This window comes from Bradyrhizobium sp. AZCC 1588, from assembly GCF_036924735.1.
Lineage (GTDB): Bacteria > Pseudomonadota > Alphaproteobacteria > Rhizobiales > Xanthobacteraceae > Bradyrhizobium.
The window spans coordinates 2,203,937-2,221,810 of the sequence record NZ_JAZHSC010000001.1; the positions used below are offsets into that span (position 1 = coordinate 2,203,937).

The following is a 17,874-nucleotide window of genomic DNA, read 5'->3' on the forward strand; positions in this document are numbered from 1 at the left end:
CGGCTATCAGAGGAGAAACCAGCATGGCAGTCCGCATCGGGATCAACGGATTTGGCCGCATCGGCCGCAATATCTTGCGCGCCATCGCAGAATCCGGCCGCAAGGATATCGAAGTGGTCGGCATTAACGATCTCGGCCCGGTCGAGACCAACGCCCACCTGCTGCGCTTCGATTCCGTGCACGGCCGCTTCCCCGGCACTGTGACTGTCGACGGCGACTCGATCAGCCTCGGCAACGGCAAGATCAAGGTTTCCGCCGAGCGCGACCCGTCGAAGCTGCCGTGGAAGGCGCTCGGCGTCGACATTGCGCTGGAATGCACCGGCATCTTCACCGCCAAGGACAAGGCTTCCGCGCATCTGACCGCCGGCGCCAAGCGCGTGCTGGTCTCGGCGCCCGCCGACAACGCCGATGCCACCATCGTCTACGGCGTCAACCATGACACGCTGACCAAGGATCACCTGGTCGTCTCCAACGGCTCCTGCACCACCAACTGCCTGGCGCCGCTCGCCAAGGTCTTGAACGACACCGTCGGCATCGAGACCGGCTTCATGACCACGATCCACGCTTACACCGGCGACCAGCCGACCCTCGACACCCTGCACAAGGATCTCTATCGCGGCCGTGCGGCGGCGATGTCGATGATCCCGACCTCGACCGGTGCGGCGAAGGCCATCGGCCTCGTGCTCCCCGAACTGAAGGGCAAGCTCGACGGCGTCGCGATCCGCGTGCCGACGCCGAACGTCTCGGTCGTCGATCTCAAGATCGTCGCCAAGCGCGCAACCGATGCCAAGGAAATCAACGCGGCGATGAAGCGCGCCTCCGAGCAGCAGCTCAAGGGCATCCTCGGCTACACCACCGCGCCGAATGTCTCGATCGACTTCAACCACGATCCCCACTCGTCGACGTTCCACGAGGATCAGACCAAGGTGCAGAACGGCACGCTGGTGCGCGTGATGTCCTGGTACGACAATGAATGGGGTTTCTCCAACCGCATGGCGGACACCGCCGTGGCGATGGGGAAGTTGCTGTAAGTCTCGTGTCCCGGACGCGGCGCGGCACGAAGTGACGCGACGCAGAGCCGGGACCCACTCCAGCGTAGAGGTCCCGGTTCTGCACAGCGGCGCTTGGCGGCGCAGTGCGCCCGGGACAAGAGAGCGCAAATGCCGAAAACATTCCGAACCCTCGATGACGTCGACGTGAAGGGCAAGCGCGTGCTGCTGCGCGTCGACCTCAATGTGCCGATGGAGAACGGCCGCGTCACCGACGCGACAAGGCTCGAGCGTGTCGCGCCGACCATTGCCGAGATCGCGGACAAGGGCGGCAAGGTCATCCTGCTTGCGCATTTCGGCCGGCCGAAGGGGCGCGACGCCAAGGATTCGCTGAAGCCCGTGGCAGCGGCGCTCAGCCATGTCATCAAGAAGCCGGTTGCGTTTGCCGACGACTGCATCGGCGAGGCTGCCGCCAAGGCCGTGGCCGCGATGAAGGACGGCGAGGTCCTCTGCCTGGAAAACACCCGTTTCCATAAAGAGGAAGAGAAGAACGATCCGACGTTCGTAACCGAACTGGCAAAGCTCGGCGACATCTGGGTCAACGACGCCTTTTCGGCGGCGCATCGTGCGCACGCTACGACCGAAGGCCTTGGCCACAAGCTGCCCGCCTATGCCGGCCGCACCATGCAGGCCGAACTCGACGCGCTTGGCAAGGCGCTGGAAGCGCCGACCAAGCCGGTTATCGCGATCATTGGCGGCGCCAAGGTATCCACCAAGATCGATCTGCTCGAAAACCTGGTGACGAAAGTCGATGCGCTCGTGATCGGCGGCGGCATGGCCAACACCTTCCTGCACGCGCAGGGCGTCGGCGTCGGCAAATCGCTGGCGGAAAAGGACCTCGCCGCGACCGCGCTGCGTATCCTGGAAAAGGCCACCGCTGCGAACTGCGCCATCATCCTCCCCGTCGATGCCGTGGTCGCCTATCACTTCGCCGCCAACTCGCCCTCGCACGCCTATGGCCTCGACGCCATTCCCACCGACGGCATGATCCTCGACGTCGGGCCGCAATCGATCGCGCGGATTCACGCCGCGATCGACGACGCCGCGACGCTGGTCTGGAACGGCCCGCTCGGCGCGTTCGAGATGACGCCATTCGACCGCGGTACGGTCGTTGCGGCCAAACACGCAGCGGAGCGTACCAAGGCGAAGAAGCTGATCTCTGTCGCCGGCGGCGGCGACACGGTCGCGGCGCTGAACCAGGCCGGCGCGGCCGACGATTTTTCCTACGTATCGACGGCAGGCGGCGCGTTTCTCGAATGGATGGAAGGCAAACCGCTTCCCGGCGTCGAAGTTCTCAAACTGAGTTAGACCACGACTTAATGAAGCGCCGAAGGCGCGGCAAATACAGGAGAATTTGAATGGCTCGCATTACCTTGCGTCAACTGCTCGATCACGCGGCAGAGCACGATTACGGGGTGCCGGCGTTCAACATCAACAACATGGAGCAGGCGCTCGCCATCATGGAGGCCGCCTCCTCGGTCGACGCGCCCGTCATTATCCAGGCCTCGCGCGGCGCGCGTTCCTACGCCAATGACGTGATGCTCAAGCACATGATGGACGCCGTCACCGAAATCTATCCGCAGATCCCGGTCTGCGTGCATCTCGACCACGGTAACGAGCCCGCGACCTGCATGACCGCGATCCAGGCCGGCTTCACCTCGGTCATGATGGACGGCTCGCTCAAGGCCGACGGCAAGACCCCCGGCGACTGGGACTACAATGTCGGCGTGACCAGGACGGTCACGGACATGGCCCATCTCGGCGGCATCTCGGTAGAAGGCGAGCTCGGCGTGCTCGGCTCGCTGGAGACCGGCATGGGCGACAAGGAAGACGGCCACGGCGCCGAAGGCAAGCTGTCGCACGACCAGTTGCTCACCAACCCCGACGAAGCCGTGAAGTTCGTCAAGGAGACCAAGGTCGACGCGCTGGCGATCGCGATGGGCACCTCGCACGGCGCCTACAAGTTCACCCGCAAGCCGGATGGCGACATCCTCGCCATGAACGTGATCGAGGAAATCCATCGCAAGCTGCCGAACACGCATCTGGTGATGCACGGCTCGTCCTCGGTGCCGCAGGACTTGCAGGAAATCATCAATGCCAATGGCGGAAAGATGAAGCCGACCTGGGGTGTGCCGGTGTCCGAGATTCAGCGCGGCATCAAGAACGGCGTGCGCAAGATCAACATCGATACCGACAACCGCATGGCGATGACCGGGCAGATCCGCAAAGTCTTCAAGGACAATCCGGAAGAATTCGACCCGCGCAAATACCTCAAGCCCGCGATGGAAGCGATGGCCAAGCTGTGCAAGCAGCGGCTGCAGGAATTCAATACCGCAGGCCAGGCCAGCAAGATCAAGAAAGTGCTGACGACGGCGGAAATGGCCAAGCGGTACGGCAAGGGTGAGCTGGACCCGCGGGTCGCCTGAGCCGGCGCCCCGCGCCTTGCAAACACCCAGGGTGCGACGAACGTTTTCTAGGCAATTGCCCGAGAACCGCCTATTTTGGTGCGCAAGGGCATGATGTTTTCGGAGAACGTTCCCATGAATCTTGCTGACCTCAACAAGGTTGCCCTCGCCATGGTCACCCCAGGCAAGGGCATTCTCGCCGCCGACGAATCCTCGGGCACGATCAAGAAGCGTTTTGACGCCATCAAGGTCGAATCCACGGAGGATAATCGCCGCGACTACCGTGAAATGCTGTTCCGCTCCACCGAGGCGATGAGCAAGTACGTCTCGGGCGTCATCCTCTACGACGAAACCATCTGGCAGAACGCCAAGGACGGCACGCCGCTGGTCAAGCTGATCGAGCAGTCCGGCGCCATCCCCGGCATCAAGGTCGATGAAGGAACGCAAGTGCTGCCGCAGTGTCCGGGCGAACTGGTGACCGTCGGCCTCGACAAGCTCGCCGAGCGCCTGAAAAAATATTACGAGCGCGGCGCGCGCTTCGCCAAGTGGCGCGCGGTGATCGATATCGGCAGCGGCATCCCCACACAGACGGCGATCCACGTCAACGCGCATGCGCTGGCGCGCTACGCCGCGCTGTGCCAGACGGCGCAGATCGTGCCGATCGTCGAACCGGAAGTGCTGATGGACGGCGATCACGATATCGACCGCTGCTACGACGTGACCCAGCGTGTACTGAACAAGACATTCCAGGAATTGCGGGTCCAGCGTGTCGAGCTCGAGGGCATGGTGCTGAAGCCCAACATGGCCATTTCAGGCAAGAAGTGCGGAAAGCAGGCTTCCGTCGACGAAGTTGCGGAGAAAACCGTCCGTCTCCTGAAGGCGTGCGTTCCCGCGGCCGTGCCCGGCATCGCCTTCCTCTCCGGCGGACAATCCGATGAGGAAGCAACTGCGCATCTGAACGCCATGAACCGGATCGGCGGCCTGCCCTGGCGGCTGACCTTCTCCTATGGCCGGGCGCTGCAGGCGGCGCCGCAGAAGGCGTGGTCGGGTAAGGCCGAGAACGTCGCCGCAGGCCAGCGCGCGTTCACACACCGTGCGCGGATGAACGCGCTGGCGAGCAAGGGCGAGTGGGACACGGGCCTGGAAAAGAAGGTCGCCTAGACTTGTCCAACAAACCCGTTCCGCCGCGCCCGGCGCCGCGCCTCTATCTCGCGACGCCCGAGGTGGACGATCCATCGCAGCTCGCAAACCAGCTTCCGGAGCTGTTGGCTGCGGCCGACATCGCGGCGGTGCTGCTGCGGCTGAAGCAGACCGACCAGCGCACGATGATCGCGCGCGTGAAAGCACTTGCGCCCGCGGTCCAGAACGGCGGCGCGGCGTTGTTGCTCGACGGCCACGTCGAGTTGGTGGCGCGTGCCGGCGCCGACGGCGCGCATCTGACCGGCCTCGCCGCCCTGGAAGATGCCTGGCCGTCGCTGAAGCCGGACCGCATCGCCGGCATCGGCGGCCTTGCCACGCGGCACGATTCGATGGCCGCGGGCGAAGCGGGCGCCGACTACGTGCTGTTCGGCGAGCCCGATGCCAAGGGCCAGCGGCCATCGACTGAAGCGATTGCCGAACGCCTGCAATGGTGGGATGAACTGTTCGAGCCGCCCTGCGTCGGTTTTGCCGCCTCGCGCGAGGAGCTTTTCGAATTTGCGGCTGCAGGCGCCGATTTCGTGCTGGTCGGCGATTTCATCTGGGCCGATCCGCGCGGCGCCAAGGCGGCACTGATCGACGCCGCGCAGGCAATCGCGCAAGCGTACGAAGCCGCGTTCGGAAAAGCCAAAGCTGGTACCGATAAGTCTGGCACTGATAAGGCCGGGCACGGATAACGCCGGACAATGAAACTCCTGCGTCCCATATCGCTGCTTGCGGGCCTCGTGATGACGATGGCCGGCGCCTCCGCGCAGATCTCGCTGACGCCGCCTGCCGCGCAACCGCCCGCCAGCCCGCCGCCGGCGAAAAAGGAAGCGCCGCCCAAGCCAAAAGCTCCGCCCGCAGCGAAGCAGTCCACCGCGCCGCCAAAGCCTGCGCCAGCGCCCAAGCCGGCGGCGACGCCCGCGCCCGCGCCCTCGCCCTCGCCGACGGCGGCCTTCGAGGATCCCAACGTCGATCTCGTCTACGGCGCCTATCAGCGCGGCATGTACAAGACGGCGTTCGATCTCGCGACGACGCGCGCGCAATATAACGGCGACCCAAAGGCGATGACGATGCTGGGCGAGCTCTACGCCAACGGGCTCGGTGTCAAGCGCGACTATGCAAAGGCCGCCGATTGGTACCAGCGTGCGGCCGATGCCGGCGACCGCGAGGGAATGTTCGCGCTCGCCATGATGCGGCTGTCCGGCCGCGGCGGGCCGACCAATCGGGAACAGGCCGTCAAGCTTTTGGCCTCCGCGGCCAAGCTCGGCAACCCGAAGGCGGCCTACAATCTGGCGCTGCTCTACCTCGACGGCAACACACTGCCGCAGGATGTCCGGCGCGCTGCCGAACTGCTGCGCGTCGCAGCCGACGCAGGCAGTCCGGAAGCACAATACGCGTTAGCTACCTTCTACAAGGAAGGCACCGGCGTGCCGAAGGACATCGACAAGGCGGTGCGGCTGTTGCAGGCGGCGTCGCTGGCCGACAATGTCGATGCCGAGGTCGAATATGCCATTGCGCTCTACAACGGCACCGGCACGCCGAGGAACCAGGTTGCGGCGGTCGCGCTGTTGCGGAAGGCAGCGCGGCAGAACTCGCCGATCGCGCAGAACCGCCTCGCCCGCGTGCTCGTGAGCGGCTTGGGGGTGCAGATGGACAAGATCGAAGGCCTGAAGTGGCACCTTGTCGCCAAGACCGCCGGCAAGGGCGATCCCGAACTGGATGAGAGGCTCTCGGAGCTCAATCCCGAGGATCGCGCCAAGGTAGAGGCGGCGGCGCGGAAATGGACCGGTACCGCCGACAAATCACGCCTTGACGGCGGCATATCAGCAGGGCACCCAGTCCCTAAACCCTGACGGCATTGCGCCGTTCCCTCTCACTATAAGCGCTCGCATCATGCTGTATTCAGCCCTTATCAACGTCATGGTGAAAGCCGCGCGCCGCGCCGGCCGCAGCCTCAAGCGCGACCTCGGTGAGATCGAGCATCTGCAGGTGTCGCTGAAGGGGCCGGCGAACTTCGTCACCAAGGCCGACAAGCGCGCCGAGGAAATGCTGTATGAGGACCTTGCCAAGGCACGCCCCGGCTACGGCTTCATCGGCGAGGAAGGCGGCACGCGCGAGGGCGCCGACAAGACCCACACCTGGATCGTCGATCCGCTCGACGGCACCACCAACTTCCTGCACGGCATTCCGCAATTCGCGATCTCGATCGGCCTGCGGCGCGAAGACACCATCATCGCCGGCGTGATCTACAATCCCGCCAATGACGAATTGTACATCGCGGAGCGCGGCAAGGGCGCGTTCCTCAACGACCAGCGGCTGCGCGTCGCCGGCCGCCGCCAGCTCAACGAATGCGTGGTCGCCTGCGGCCTGCCGCATATCGGCCGTGGCGACCATGCGCTGGCGCTGAAGGAAATGGCCGCGCTGCAAAACAAGGTCGCCGGCTTCCGCCGCTTCGGCGCCGCCTCGCTCGACCTCGCCTTCGTCGCCGCCGGCCGCCTCGACGGCTACTGGGAACGCAACCTGTCGCCGTGGGATATCGCAGCGGGGCAGATCATGGTGCGGGAAGCCGGCGGCACGATCTCTGATATCGGCGGCAATGACGATGCGCTGAAGACCGGGCACGTCGTCTGCGGCAACGAGTTCGTACACGGCGAATTGGTGAAGATATTGGGGCCGCTCGACAAGTAGAGCGACGGTTCCAAGCCGCACGCCGTCATCATCCGGGATCGGCGATGCAGTCTTCCACAGACGGCGGAAGGACGAGGAGCCTCGGCGCTCCCAACCAAAATATTGAAAACAACCCCATGCACAGTAGCCGGCGACGGTCGAAAATTTCTCGACCCACTATAACCGACGTGACTACCCTTGCTGTTGAATATATTGCCTTTCACAAGAGCCTCCTTGCTTCAGGTCGAGCCGTGCGAATCGCTGCGCTCTTTCGCCGTTGTGTCAGAGCCGCCTTTATGGGGCGGCTTCGGTCACCGCCGCGCCGCCTCTGCCGAGCACAAGGCAGGCCAATGGCTCATTGAGCTGGCTTCGTTGAGCCCGCGCCGGGATCAGCAATCGTCTCCCAGTTGTTGCCGCAAGCGGAACACCGCCATTCGTTGACAACGCCCGTGGGCAAATAGGTTGAACTGACCGGGGCAGTGACAAGTTGTCCGCAGCTGCAGGTATTGGTCCCTCGTGATGGAGAGCGGGGCAGCTCGCTGACCATTCTAGAAGCCCAGCGGCGCTCGAACCTTCGCTGAAAATGCAATGGATAGATGATCGACTTCATGGACTCCCTCCTGTTGGGCGGCGGGAGCACGGTACGGTCTCTCAGTCACTGAAGCCTTTTTACGATCGGTGATACTAGTAATATGGGGCTTGAGCCACCCTATGGCTAGTCCGACGCTCTTAGAAATTTTTCGCGTCGGCTGTGGAAATCGATGCTGCGCAGGACAATTCCGGGCGGCGTGCCCTCGAACTCGGTCGCCCGATATTTGTCGGCTGCGCACGCCTCGATGCGCTCGCGCAACCGCATGAATTGCTCCTCACGCTGGCCCGCTGCCGCGCGCACCACACCATCCAGCTCATCCATGGCGGAGGTCGAGACCGCGCAAGGGATCTCCCTGTTGCCGTCGAGCATCGAGAACAGCACCACCATCCTGTCGTACTCGTAACTGATGAAGCGTCCGTGCGTGAGCGTCATGTAACTACTCCTTACGCGGCGCCGCGATCGCAGCCCTTTTTTGCCTCAACCCTGCTCAGTGAGCCGGGCAAAGTCCTCGAGGATGGCCGCGACGAGGTCGCGATGCCTTGTGTCTTCCGGCGCCAGTCCTGCGGCATACAGCTTCAGGACGTAGCGCGCCTTGGCGGCCGCCTCCGGCCACGATTCGGCGGGAAACGCCAGCAGGTGATCTTCGATCTCGGCCCGCCGTTCGCGCAGCTCCCGCGCATGGGTCTCGACTTCCGCCAGCGCGCGGCGGATGTCGGTCGCTTTCTGCGCCGCCATGCCGCGGTGGCTGTCGAGGTCGAGTGGTTCGTCAGTCATCGGATGTGCTCGCGTCGATGCGCTGGGCGTCCGACAAATCGACCGGGCCGATCGAGACCACCTCCATCGCCAATCCGCGCGAGCCTTCCGCCGGCACCTCGATTATAGTGGCGACGCGGCGGAACGCCGCGAACGAAAGGCCCTCGATCGTCTCCTCATCGGTGACGACCTCGTAGGCGCCGGCGGGCAACAGGCGATCGATGCCCCTGATCCGGAACGGATGTTTGAAGGTGACGACTTCACGTCGGGAACGGATGGTCATGCGCGCCTGCCTTTCGCAAAAGTGCCGACGCCGGCGCCGCCCGCAGAGCAGCATGCGCTCCCTCCGCCGCAATAGCCATCGCTTTCTTGCCGCGCGGCGAATGGAGGCGGTTCCTTGTCGCTTCCTGTGCGCTCTTGCCGCAGCCGGTGCGAAGCGTTTTGGCGCTCGCTATTGCTGCTGGAAAAACAGCGTAGGCCGGCCATCACCGCATTTCCCACGGCATCCACCGGTGATTGAGGGTCGCGCTCCCGCCGCAAAGCGCAGGAGCATTCCCTTGCGGAATTTCGCCTGGCCGAGTGGATCCTGCCGCCCGTCATCGTTCCCCTGCTGCTTGCGATCGTCGTGATCGCGGTGGCCGTCCTCCATGTCCGTTTTGACCCCTCGTGTCCTAAGTTGAATTTGCGGGGTGTCATGATTTGTTGTCGAACATTCCCGACGCCTCAGTGTTATCGAACGCACGATTGGAGACGGGACATGAAATACGCACTAGGTATTTTTGCGCTTCTGGCGCTCGCAGGTCCGGCGCTTGCCGATCCGGGTAAGGACGAAAGCGGAAAGTGGCGCGAGCGCGGCGCTTACAACTGGCAGGATGAAGGACCACGGCGTGGGCGCGGCTATCATCGTGCGGAACGAATCCCGCGCGGCCACCTGCCGCCACCGGGCTCGTGCAGAACTTGGTATCCTGGAATTCCGCCGGGTCACCAACCACCGCCATACCGGTGTTGATGGTTTGAGGCCGCCTCTGTTGGCGGCCTCTTTCATTTTCGCGAATATCACCTGTTGGCCCAACTCGGACCTCACACCACTGCGCGGCGATCTCCGTTGACCTAGGCAAAGCGAACTCAAACGCGGCTTCGTCCGACTCTGACCAACTCTGAAATGAGCTGCTTATGCGGCTCGACCAGCGTCGTGACCGGCTCTCAAGCGAGCTGCACGGGCCCATGATCATCGCAATGATCGCCGTGCGGATGGTGCAGCCGGCCGTCTACGAGATAGTCGACATGATCGCCGTGCGGCACCGCTTCGTGTCCGCAATTTGGACCGTGTTTGTGCGAGCAACGGACTTCCGGCGTGCACTGCACGGGATTTGTGGTGTTGATTGCGATCGCATGCTCATCCACATGATCCTCGTGCATGTGATGGAGATGGCCATCATGAAGGTAATCCACATGGCCGTCGTGGCGAATCGCGGTGTGCCCGCAGCCCGGCCCATGCTTGTGGGGGTGATTGTCGTGGTGGTTCTCGGTGCATTCGGCCATCGTCGATACTCCTTGCGACTCAATCTCCAATCGATACCCCCACTCAACCGCCAATTAATGGAATAGTTGCGGACGCCAGCCACCCCAGCTGATTGATGTTGAGATGTGATGTTATAGTATTGCGTACATCACCAACTGGAGTGGAAGGTAACTTCCATGGCCCACTACCGAAAGCCCATAGCTGCTGCGGTTGGACTCAACACCGGCATTTTCGTCGTTGAAGCGGTCGCGGGCTATCAGGCTTCGAGCCTGAGCCTCATCATGGACAGCGTCCATAACCTGTCTGATGAACTGGCACTTGTCTGCCTTTACCTGGCATTCATCGTCGCCCAAGGGCCGTCCCAAAAGCTGCTGAGGAGCGCCAATCTCTTCAATTCAGTTGGCCTGATCGCAGTAAGCGGGTTGTTGTTGTGGCAGGCGGTCGAGCGTATGTGGAATCCCGTGCTCGTGCACGGAGTCGTCCCCATTATTGTCGGACTTGCTGCCGCTGCCGCGAATTGGGGCGTCGCCCGGCTACTGTTGGAACCGAGCCGTAACAATGCCGCCATCCGGCTCGCATGCATTCACAACATGGGTGACGTGTGGGTGTCGCTTGCACCGGTGGTGGCAGGGGTGCTCCTGCTCCTCACAAGCTATTCCTTTTTTGATTCTCTTATCGCAGGCGCCATCGCCGTCTGGATAATTGTGACTACGGGCCGTGAGGTATTCGAATCTCACGAGGAACTGATCTGGCCCGAAAAGATCGTTTGCGGTCATCCGGATCACGCTGAATCGCGTGCCGCCGAAAGTTAGTGATTTTCAAACTGAGCATGTTCGCTGAATTCGCAGCGCATGATTCGAGGCTCCGGTTTCGAAGCTTGAATGACGTCCAGGGTAGCGCCATCAATCCGCACCGGCCCCTAGCGAAGCCGCTGATGCTCTGAATTTACTTCCGCTTTCGGAGGCATAGCCGGACTTGGCCGGACTTGCCGCTGGGTCGCCGGTGTAGCGATTGACCCAAAGCGGACCAAGGGCGCGGGCTACATATTTCGCGGGGCTCCTTACGACGCTAGGCTTCGCATTTCGGTAATCAGGTCGGACTTGCCTTCGAAGCCGATGCCAGGAAGCTCCGGCATGGTGATATGCCCGGCTTCCACCCGTACCCCATCGGGGAATCCCCCATACGGTTGGAACAGATCGGGATATGATTCATTACCGCCGAGCCCGAGCCCCGCTGCGATGTTGAGCGACATTTGGTGTCCGCCGTGTGGAATGCAGCGGCTCCACGACCAGCCGTAGCTCTTCAACATTTCCAGCGTGCGCAAATACTCAACCAGCCCGTAGCTCAGCGCGCAGTCGAACTGCAGCCAGTCCCGATCTGGCCGCATGCCGCCGTAGCGGATCAGGTTGCGAGCATCCTGCATCGAGAACAAGTTTTCGCCGGTGGCCATCGGGCCAGGATAGTGCTCGGCCAGCTTCGCTTGCAACTCATAATCCAGCGGATCGCCAGCTTCCTCGTACCAAAACAGATCGTATTGGCGCAGCGCCTTCGCATAAGCCACCGCAGTATCGAGATCGAAGCGGCCGTTGGCGTCGACGGCGAGCTTGCAGCCCGCAGGTAACATTTTCAAGACGGTTTCGATGCGCTTGCAGTCGTCAGCCAGCGGCGCACCGCCGATCTTCATCTTCACGACCGTGTAGCCGCGGTCGAGATACCCTTGCATCTCCGCTGCCAGGCCTTCGAGGCCCTTGCCTGGATAGTAGTAACCGCCGGCCGCATAGACGAAGACACGCGGGTTGGCCTGCACTTTGGCGCGTTCCGCCAAGAGTCGAAACAGGGGCTTGCTCGCAATCTTGGCGACGGCGTCCCACACCGCCATATCGATCGTGCCGATGGCGACCGAACGCTCGCCATGTCCGCCCGGCTTCTCGTTAGTGAACATGGCCGCCCAGATTTTGCCAGGATCCAGAAGGCCACCTTCGTCAAGCAGGCTGTCCGGCGCAGCCGTCAGCACGCGCGGCGCGAAACGCTCGCGGATCAACCCTCCCTGCCCGTAGCGACCGTTCGAGTTGAAACCGTAGCCGATGACTGGCCGGCCATCGCGAATGACGTCGGTGACCACGGCAACCAGACTCAGCGTCATCTTCGAAAAGTCGATGAAGGCGTTGGCGATGGGAGAAGATATCGGAGCGGTACGCTCCCGGATGTCGACAATTCGCATGAGAAGGATGTCCGTATCGGAGGATGGAGGGCGGAAGCTTAATCGGCGTATTGGCCGACTGCGGTGATCATCGGACGCCAGCGGTCAATCTCGCCCTTCAGCGTTTCACGAAGGATTTGCGGCGTTGCCTTATCCGGCGTCGGATCGGTCGCGATATCCGCGAACCTGCTGGCCAGCGCCGGACTTTTGAGCGCCTCGGCCAAGGCTTTGGTTAGCACCTGCACGATAGGATCGAGCGTTTTCGCCGGCACATAGATACCGTGCCAAACGCTGATCTCCATGCCAGTCAGGCCGGCCTCGGCCGAGGTGGGCACGTTAGGCATCGATGGCAGCCGCTTGGCGCTGGTGACGGCGTAAGACTTCACGCTGTTGGCCTGGACCAGCGGCGCGGCGGTCGTGGCTTGTTCGCACCCAAGATCTATCTGCTTCCCCATCAGCGCCTGAAGAACCGGGCCGCCTCCGCGGAATGGAACGACGTTCATCTGCTTCTGAACAGCCGCCATGAATAGCATACCGCAAAGCTGCGACGCCGCACCCAGGCCCGAATGCGCGAAGGTGACGTGATCGCCTCGGGCCTTGATGTCTGCAATGACTTCGGCCAGCGTATTCGGGGCGTAGTCCGGGCGCGCAATGATTGCCATGTTGGCATCGGACACGACGCCGACAGGCTTCAGGTCGGTGGTCGGATCGAACGGAAGCTTCCGATACAGCGTGACGGCTGTGGCCAGTCCGAGATGATGAAGTAGAAGCGTATAGCCGTCAGGCTCAGCACGGACGACCCGATTGCTGCCCAGAGTGCCGCCCGCGCCGGCGACGTTCTCGACAATCACCTGCTGCCCGAGCAGACGGCCCATGTTCTCGGCCGTCACGCGCGCCACGGTGTCGGTAGGGCCTCCGGCGGCAAAAGGCACGATCATGGTGATGGGCCGCTTGGGGAAATCCTGGGCGATCGCCGCAGACGCCGTCAAGAACAGCAAAGAAGCACACACAACCGCACGCATGAATATCTCCCAGGATCATTTTTTGATCCACGCAATGTAGGTGAAACTGCCGAGTTGTCAGCCATCTCAGAAATGGTAAATTATCAGCTCAGCTATTCCCATAAGAGATGTCTAAATCTGACGGCAGGACAGATCATGCGAAATTTCGATCCCGTTTCGTTGCGGCTGTTCATCGCGGTCTGCGAGGAACGCAACATCGCCGCAGCCGCCCGGCGCGAGGCGATCGTGCCGTCCGCGGTGAGCAAGCGCATCAGCCAGATGGAGGAAGCCGCAGGCGTCACCTTGCTCGAACGCGGCAGGCGCGGCGTTGCGGTGACGGCGGCGGGGGAGGTGCTGTGCCGCTATGCGCGGGAATCGCTGCAATTGCTCGACCGGATGCAGGCAGAACTGGGAGCGTTTGCCGAGGGAGTGCAAGGTCACGTGCGTGTCTTCGGCAGTAAATCGGCGGTGGCGCAATTCCTGCCGGAAGATATCAGCCTGTTCGCGCAACGCTATCTCGACGTACGCGTCAGCCTGGAGGAGCGCGAAATCTGGGAAGTGGTGCGCGGCGTTGAGGAAGGGCGCGCCGATATCGGAGTGTGTTGGGACGCCGTCGACATGCGCGGCCTGCGGACCTTGCCATATCACCGCGACCATCTTGCGGTAGTCGTCCATCCCGCCCATCCATTGGCGAGAAAACGTTCTGTCTCCTTCGTCGACACGATTGACTACGAGCATGTCGACATCGTCGCTCGCAGCATCATGCAGACGACCCAGCGCAGTGCTGCGGCCGCCGCCGGCAAGCAGATGCGCTACCGCATCCAGGTCTCGACCGTGGACGCCGCTTACCGGATCGTGGCGGCCCAATTGGCAGTGGCGATTGTACCCGCTGAGGAGGCGAGCGCGATTCAGCAGGCGCTAGGGCTCAAGGTGATCCCCCTCAGCGATAAATGGGCCAAGCGCCAGTTCGTCGTTTTAGTGCGTGAGAAAGGCCTGAGCCTACCGGCGCAATTGTTGGTTCAGAGTCTGTCTTCTTCCGAAGGCATTCAACCGCGTCGGTCGGGTCGCTCTAAACAGTCTCGTATCGCGCACGCCGTTCGGAGCACATTCCAACGGGCAAAGAAGCGGTCCAGCGTCCGCTAGAGGCCCATAGCGTCGTTTCGCTGTTTGCAGTAGCACGTCGGCTATCGGGGCATAGCGGACTCTGGCGCGGCGTCACCCCGGCAAATTTATGGGTTCATGGACTGGATGCATCGGCCGCCGCCTGCGCCAAGGCTTCTCGACGGCCCGAGACCGCAAGTCCCGGCGAAGCCCTGGCGTCGCGGGGTCACGGAGCATGACAGCGTCTATGACTTCACCGGCGCCGGCGGGCCAGCCACCTCGGCTCCCGCCACCTCCTCCACCTTCTCCCGGTCCCCCGCCAGCACGCGCTGCACTGAGACGAAGAACACCGGCACCATCAACAGCGCCAGGATCACCACCGCGATCATGCCGCCCATCACGCTGGTGCCGAGCGCCTGCTGGCTGGCGCCGCCGGCTCCGGTCGCAATCGCCATCGGCAGCACGCCGCAGACGAAGGCTAAGCCCGTCATCAGGATGGGGCGGAAGCGCAGCGAACAGGCTTCGACCGTGGCTTCGATCAGCGGCTTACCTTGCGCACGCAGATCCTTGGCGAATTCGATGATGAGGATGGCGTCTTTCGCCGCCAGGCCGATGATGGTGATCAGGCCGACGGTGAAGTAGACGTCGTTCGGTAGCCCCCGCATGGTCGCGGCAATCACCGCGCCGCAGATGCCGAGCGGCACCGTCAGCAAGACCGCAAGCGGAATGGTCCAGCTCTCATAGAGCGCAGCAAGCAGCAGGAACACCACCAGCACCGAGAGGCCGAGCAGGAACGGCGCCTGCGAGCCCGACAGCTTTTCCTGCAGCGACTGGCCGGTCCATTCGAAACCGAAGCCGCGCGGCAGCTTGTTGGCCAGCCGCTCCATCTCGGCGATGGCATCGCCGGAGGTGAAGCCGGGCTTGGCTTCGCCCGAGATGCGCACGGCGGGATAATAGTTGAAGCCCGCGATCTGGGTCGGCCCCTTCGACCACTGGACCGTGGCGAAAGCGGAGAACGGCACCAACTGACCGCGGCTGTTTTTGACGTTGTAATTGAGGATGTCGTCGGCGTTCATGCGGCTGGCGCGGTCGGCCTGCACGATCACGCGCTGCATCCTGCCGCGGTTCGGAAAGTCGTTGATATAGTTCGAGCCGAGATTGGTCGAAATCGTCTGGTTGATGTCCTCGAAGGTGACGCCGAACGCGCCGGCTTTTTCGCGGTCGATCATCAGATTGACCTGCGGCGCGGGCGGCAGGCCCTCGACATAGACCTTCTGCAGGATGGGGCTGGCGTTGGCTTCAGCGATCAGCCGGTCGGATGCGGCGACCAGCGCCGGATAGCCCTTCTGGCCGCGATCCTGCAGGCGGAACGAGAAGCCGGAGGAATTGCCGAGATTGTCGATCGGCGGCGGCTGCAGCGCCGAGATCCTGGCGTCGCGGATCGACGAGAGCTCGCGGTTGACGTCGGCGACGATCGCGGCGGCGGAATCCTTTTTGCCCCGTTCCGACCAGTCCTTCAACGTGATGAATGCCTGCGCGGTGTTCATGCCCTGGCCGAGGAAGCTGAAGCCAGTGAGGAACGTGACGTCCTCGACGCCGGCGCGATTGAGCAGATACTTCTCCACGGCCTGGACCGCCGCTTCGGTTCGGGCGTAGGAGGAGTCGGACGGCGTCTGCACGTCTGTCGTGATGAAGCCCTGGTCGTCGACCGGCAGGAAGCCGCCGGGCAGCCGGACGAAGGCCCAGCCGAGGCCGATGAGCAGCGCGGCGTAGATCAGCATCAAACGCCCGGTGCGCTTCAGCGAGCCCTGCACGGTGCGCGAATAGCCGCCACGGCTCGTCTCGAGCACGCGATTGAACCAGCCAAACACGCCCTTGCGCGCATGGCCGTGGCCGGCCTCGACCGGCTTCAACAGCGTCGCGCACAGCGCCGGCGTCAGCGAAAGCGCCAGCAGCGCGGAGAAGGCGATGGCCGAGATCATCGTGACCGAGAACTGGCGATAGATGATGCCGACCGATCCCGGGAAGAACGCCATCGGCACGAACACGGCCATCAGCACCAGCGTGATACCGATGATGGCGCTGGTGATCTGCGACATCGCCTTGCGGGTCGCTTCCTTCGGCGGCAGGCCCTCTTCCGCCATGATCCGCTCGACGTTCTCGACCACGACGATGGCATCGTCGACGAGAATGCCGACCGCCAGAACCATGCCGAACATGGTCAGCATGTTGATGGAATAGCCGGCCGCCATCAGCGTCGCACAGGTGCCGAGCAGCGCCACCGGCACCACAATGGTCGGGATGATGGTGTAGCGGATGTTCTGCAGGAACAGGAACATCACGATGAATACCAGCACCACCGCTTCCACCAGCGTCATCAACACCTTGTTGATCGAGGCCTTGACGACGGGCGTGATGTTGTAGGGGATTTCGTAGCCGATATTGGCCGGAAAGAATTTTGACAATTCCTGCATCTTGGCTTCGACAGCGCTCGCGGTGGCGAGCGCGTTGCCGGTCGGCGACAGCAGCACCGAAAGACCCGCCGTCGGCTTGCCGTTGAGCCGCGTGTTGAACTGGTAGCTCAAGCCGCCAATCTCGATGCGGGCGACGTCGCGCAGCCGCACCGTCGATCCATCCGGATTGGCGCGCAGCGTGATGGCGCCGAATTCATCCGGCGATGAGAGCTGCCCCTTGACCAGCACCAGCGCAGAAATCCTCTGCTCCGGCGTGCTCGGCTCGGCGCCGACGCTGCCCGAGGCGACCTGGGCATTCTGCGCCGAGATCGCCTTGTTGACGTCGTCGGCAGTGAGGCCGTAGCCGACCAGCTTGGCCGGATCGACCCAGATCCGCAGCGAACGTTCGGTGGAATAGAGCGTGGCGCGGCCGACGCCGGGAATACGCCTGATCTCGCCGAGCACGTTGCGGATCATGAAATCGCCGAGGCCGATCTCGTCGAGCGAGCCGTCGGACGAATTCAGCGTAATGATCTGCAGCACGGCAGAGGAGGCCTCCTCGACCAGGATGCCCTGCTGGATCACCGCGCGCGGAAGCCGCGCCTCGACGCGCTTGAGGCGGTTCTGCACTTCGACCGACGCCGCACCCGTCTCCGTGCCGGGCACGAAGTTGGCGATGATCTCGACCTGCCCCAGCGAGTCAGAGGTAGATTCGAAATTGAGGATGCCGGAGGCGCCGTTGAGCTCCTCCTCGATCAGCCGCGTGACGCTGTTGTAGAGGTTCTCCGGCGACGCGCCGGGATAGCTGGTCGAGATCGAAATCGAGGGCGGTGCGATGATCGGATATTGCGCGACCGCCAGCAACGGGATCGAGATCGCGCCGATCAGGCAGATGAAAAGCGCGACCACCCAGGCGAAGATCGGCCGGTCAATGAAGAAGGAGGGCATG

16 protein-coding genes are annotated in these 17,874 nt (G+C 63.0%); 10 read left to right on the forward strand and 6 right to left on the reverse strand.

What is annotated here, in order from left to right:
* Nucleotides 1-23: 23 nt before the first annotated feature.
* The 7 genes from gap (at nt 24) to V1277_RS10360 (ending at nt 7,324) form a co-directional block, all read left to right on the forward strand.
* Nucleotides 24-1,031 carry a type I glyceraldehyde-3-phosphate dehydrogenase gene (gap, locus tag V1277_RS10330; protein ID WP_334372749.1) on the forward strand — a complete coding sequence of 336 codons (1,008 nt, stop codon included), beginning with the start codon at nt 24-26 and terminating at the stop codon, nt 1,029-1,031.
* Between the two features lie 129 nt (nt 1,032-1,160).
* Entirely contained in the window at nt 1,161-2,357 is a 1,197-nt protein-coding gene (locus V1277_RS10335) for a phosphoglycerate kinase (protein WP_334416072.1), read from the forward strand.
* 50 nt (nt 2,358-2,407) lie between these two features.
* Nucleotides 2,408-3,475 (forward strand): class II fructose-bisphosphate aldolase, encoded by a 1,068-nt coding sequence (gene fba / locus V1277_RS10340; protein WP_334416073.1) that lies wholly within the window; start codon nt 2,408-2,410, stop codon nt 3,473-3,475.
* A 114-nt stretch (nt 3,476-3,589) separates the two neighbouring features.
* Entirely contained in the window at nt 3,590-4,615 is a 1,026-nt protein-coding gene (locus V1277_RS10345) for a class I fructose-bisphosphate aldolase (RefSeq protein ID WP_334416074.1), read from the forward strand.
* Nucleotides 4,616-4,617: 2 nt separating this feature from the next.
* Nucleotides 4,618-5,328, forward strand: a complete 711-nt coding sequence (locus V1277_RS10350; RefSeq protein WP_334416075.1) for a thiamine phosphate synthase — start codon at nt 4,618-4,620, stop codon at nt 5,326-5,328.
* Between the two features lie 9 nt (nt 5,329-5,337).
* Nucleotides 5,338-6,489 (forward strand): tetratricopeptide repeat protein, encoded by a 1,152-nt coding sequence (locus tag V1277_RS10355; RefSeq protein ID WP_334416076.1) that lies wholly within the window; start codon nt 5,338-5,340, stop codon nt 6,487-6,489.
* Nucleotides 6,490-6,529: 40 nt separating this feature from the next.
* Nucleotides 6,530-7,324, forward strand: coding sequence for an inositol monophosphatase family protein (locus tag V1277_RS10360; RefSeq protein ID WP_334372739.1), 795 nt, complete (start codon nt 6,530-6,532; stop codon nt 7,322-7,324).
* A gap of 694 nt (nt 7,325-8,018) precedes the next feature.
* On the opposite strand, the gene V1277_RS10365 is transcribed toward V1277_RS10360, so the two are convergent.
* From V1277_RS10365 to V1277_RS10375, 3 genes are read right to left on the reverse strand one after another with little or no spacing between them, the layout of a single operon-like run.
* The gene (locus V1277_RS10365) at nt 8,019-8,327 is read right to left on the reverse strand and encodes a DUF1488 domain-containing protein (protein WP_334416077.1); all 309 of its coding nucleotides are present in this window, start codon (nt 8,325-8,327) and stop codon (nt 8,019-8,021) included.
* 45 nt (nt 8,328-8,372) lie between these two features.
* A complete protein-coding gene (locus tag V1277_RS10370) occupies nt 8,373-8,669 on the reverse strand; it encodes a hypothetical protein (protein ID WP_334416078.1) in 297 nt (98 codons plus the stop codon).
* Entirely contained in the window at nt 8,662-8,931 is a 270-nt protein-coding gene (locus V1277_RS10375) for a hypothetical protein (RefSeq protein WP_334416079.1), read from the reverse strand. The genes V1277_RS10370 and V1277_RS10375 overlap by 8 nt, the downstream gene beginning before the upstream one ends.
* 890 nt (nt 8,932-9,821) lie before the next feature.
* On the opposite strand from V1277_RS10375, the gene V1277_RS10380 reads away from it, so the two are divergent.
* Nucleotides 9,822-10,256 (forward strand): hypothetical protein, encoded by a 435-nt coding sequence (locus V1277_RS10380; protein ID WP_334416080.1) that lies wholly within the window; start codon nt 9,822-9,824, stop codon nt 10,254-10,256.
* Between the two features lie 90 nt (nt 10,257-10,346).
* Nucleotides 10,347-10,982 carry a cation diffusion facilitator family transporter gene (locus tag V1277_RS10385; protein WP_334416081.1) on the forward strand — a complete coding sequence of 212 codons (636 nt, stop codon included), beginning with the start codon at nt 10,347-10,349 and terminating at the stop codon, nt 10,980-10,982.
* Nucleotides 10,983-11,230: 248 nt separating this feature from the next.
* On the opposite strand, the gene V1277_RS10390 is transcribed toward V1277_RS10385, so the two are convergent.
* Both V1277_RS10390 and V1277_RS10395 read right to left on the reverse strand, forming a co-directional pair.
* Nucleotides 11,231-12,391 carry a mandelate racemase/muconate lactonizing enzyme family protein gene (locus V1277_RS10390; RefSeq protein WP_334416082.1) on the reverse strand — a complete coding sequence of 387 codons (1,161 nt, stop codon included), beginning with the start codon at nt 12,389-12,391 and terminating at the stop codon, nt 11,231-11,233.
* A 38-nt stretch (nt 12,392-12,429) separates the two neighbouring features.
* Nucleotides 12,430-13,392 carry a tripartite tricarboxylate transporter substrate-binding protein gene (locus V1277_RS10395; protein ID WP_334416083.1) on the reverse strand — a complete coding sequence of 321 codons (963 nt, stop codon included), beginning with the start codon at nt 13,390-13,392 and terminating at the stop codon, nt 12,430-12,432.
* Between the two features lie 135 nt (nt 13,393-13,527).
* Here V1277_RS10395 and V1277_RS10400 point away from each other — a divergent pair, with 135 nt between their 5' ends.
* Nucleotides 13,528-14,514, forward strand: coding sequence for a LysR substrate-binding domain-containing protein (locus tag V1277_RS10400; RefSeq protein WP_334416084.1), 987 nt, complete (start codon nt 13,528-13,530; stop codon nt 14,512-14,514).
* A gap of 203 nt (nt 14,515-14,717) precedes the next feature.
* On the opposite strand, the gene V1277_RS10405 is transcribed toward V1277_RS10400, so the two are convergent.
* Entirely contained in the window at nt 14,718-17,873 is a 3,156-nt protein-coding gene (locus tag V1277_RS10405; protein ID WP_334416085.1) for a multidrug efflux RND transporter permease subunit, read from the reverse strand.
* Nucleotide 17,874: the final 1 nt, after the last annotated feature.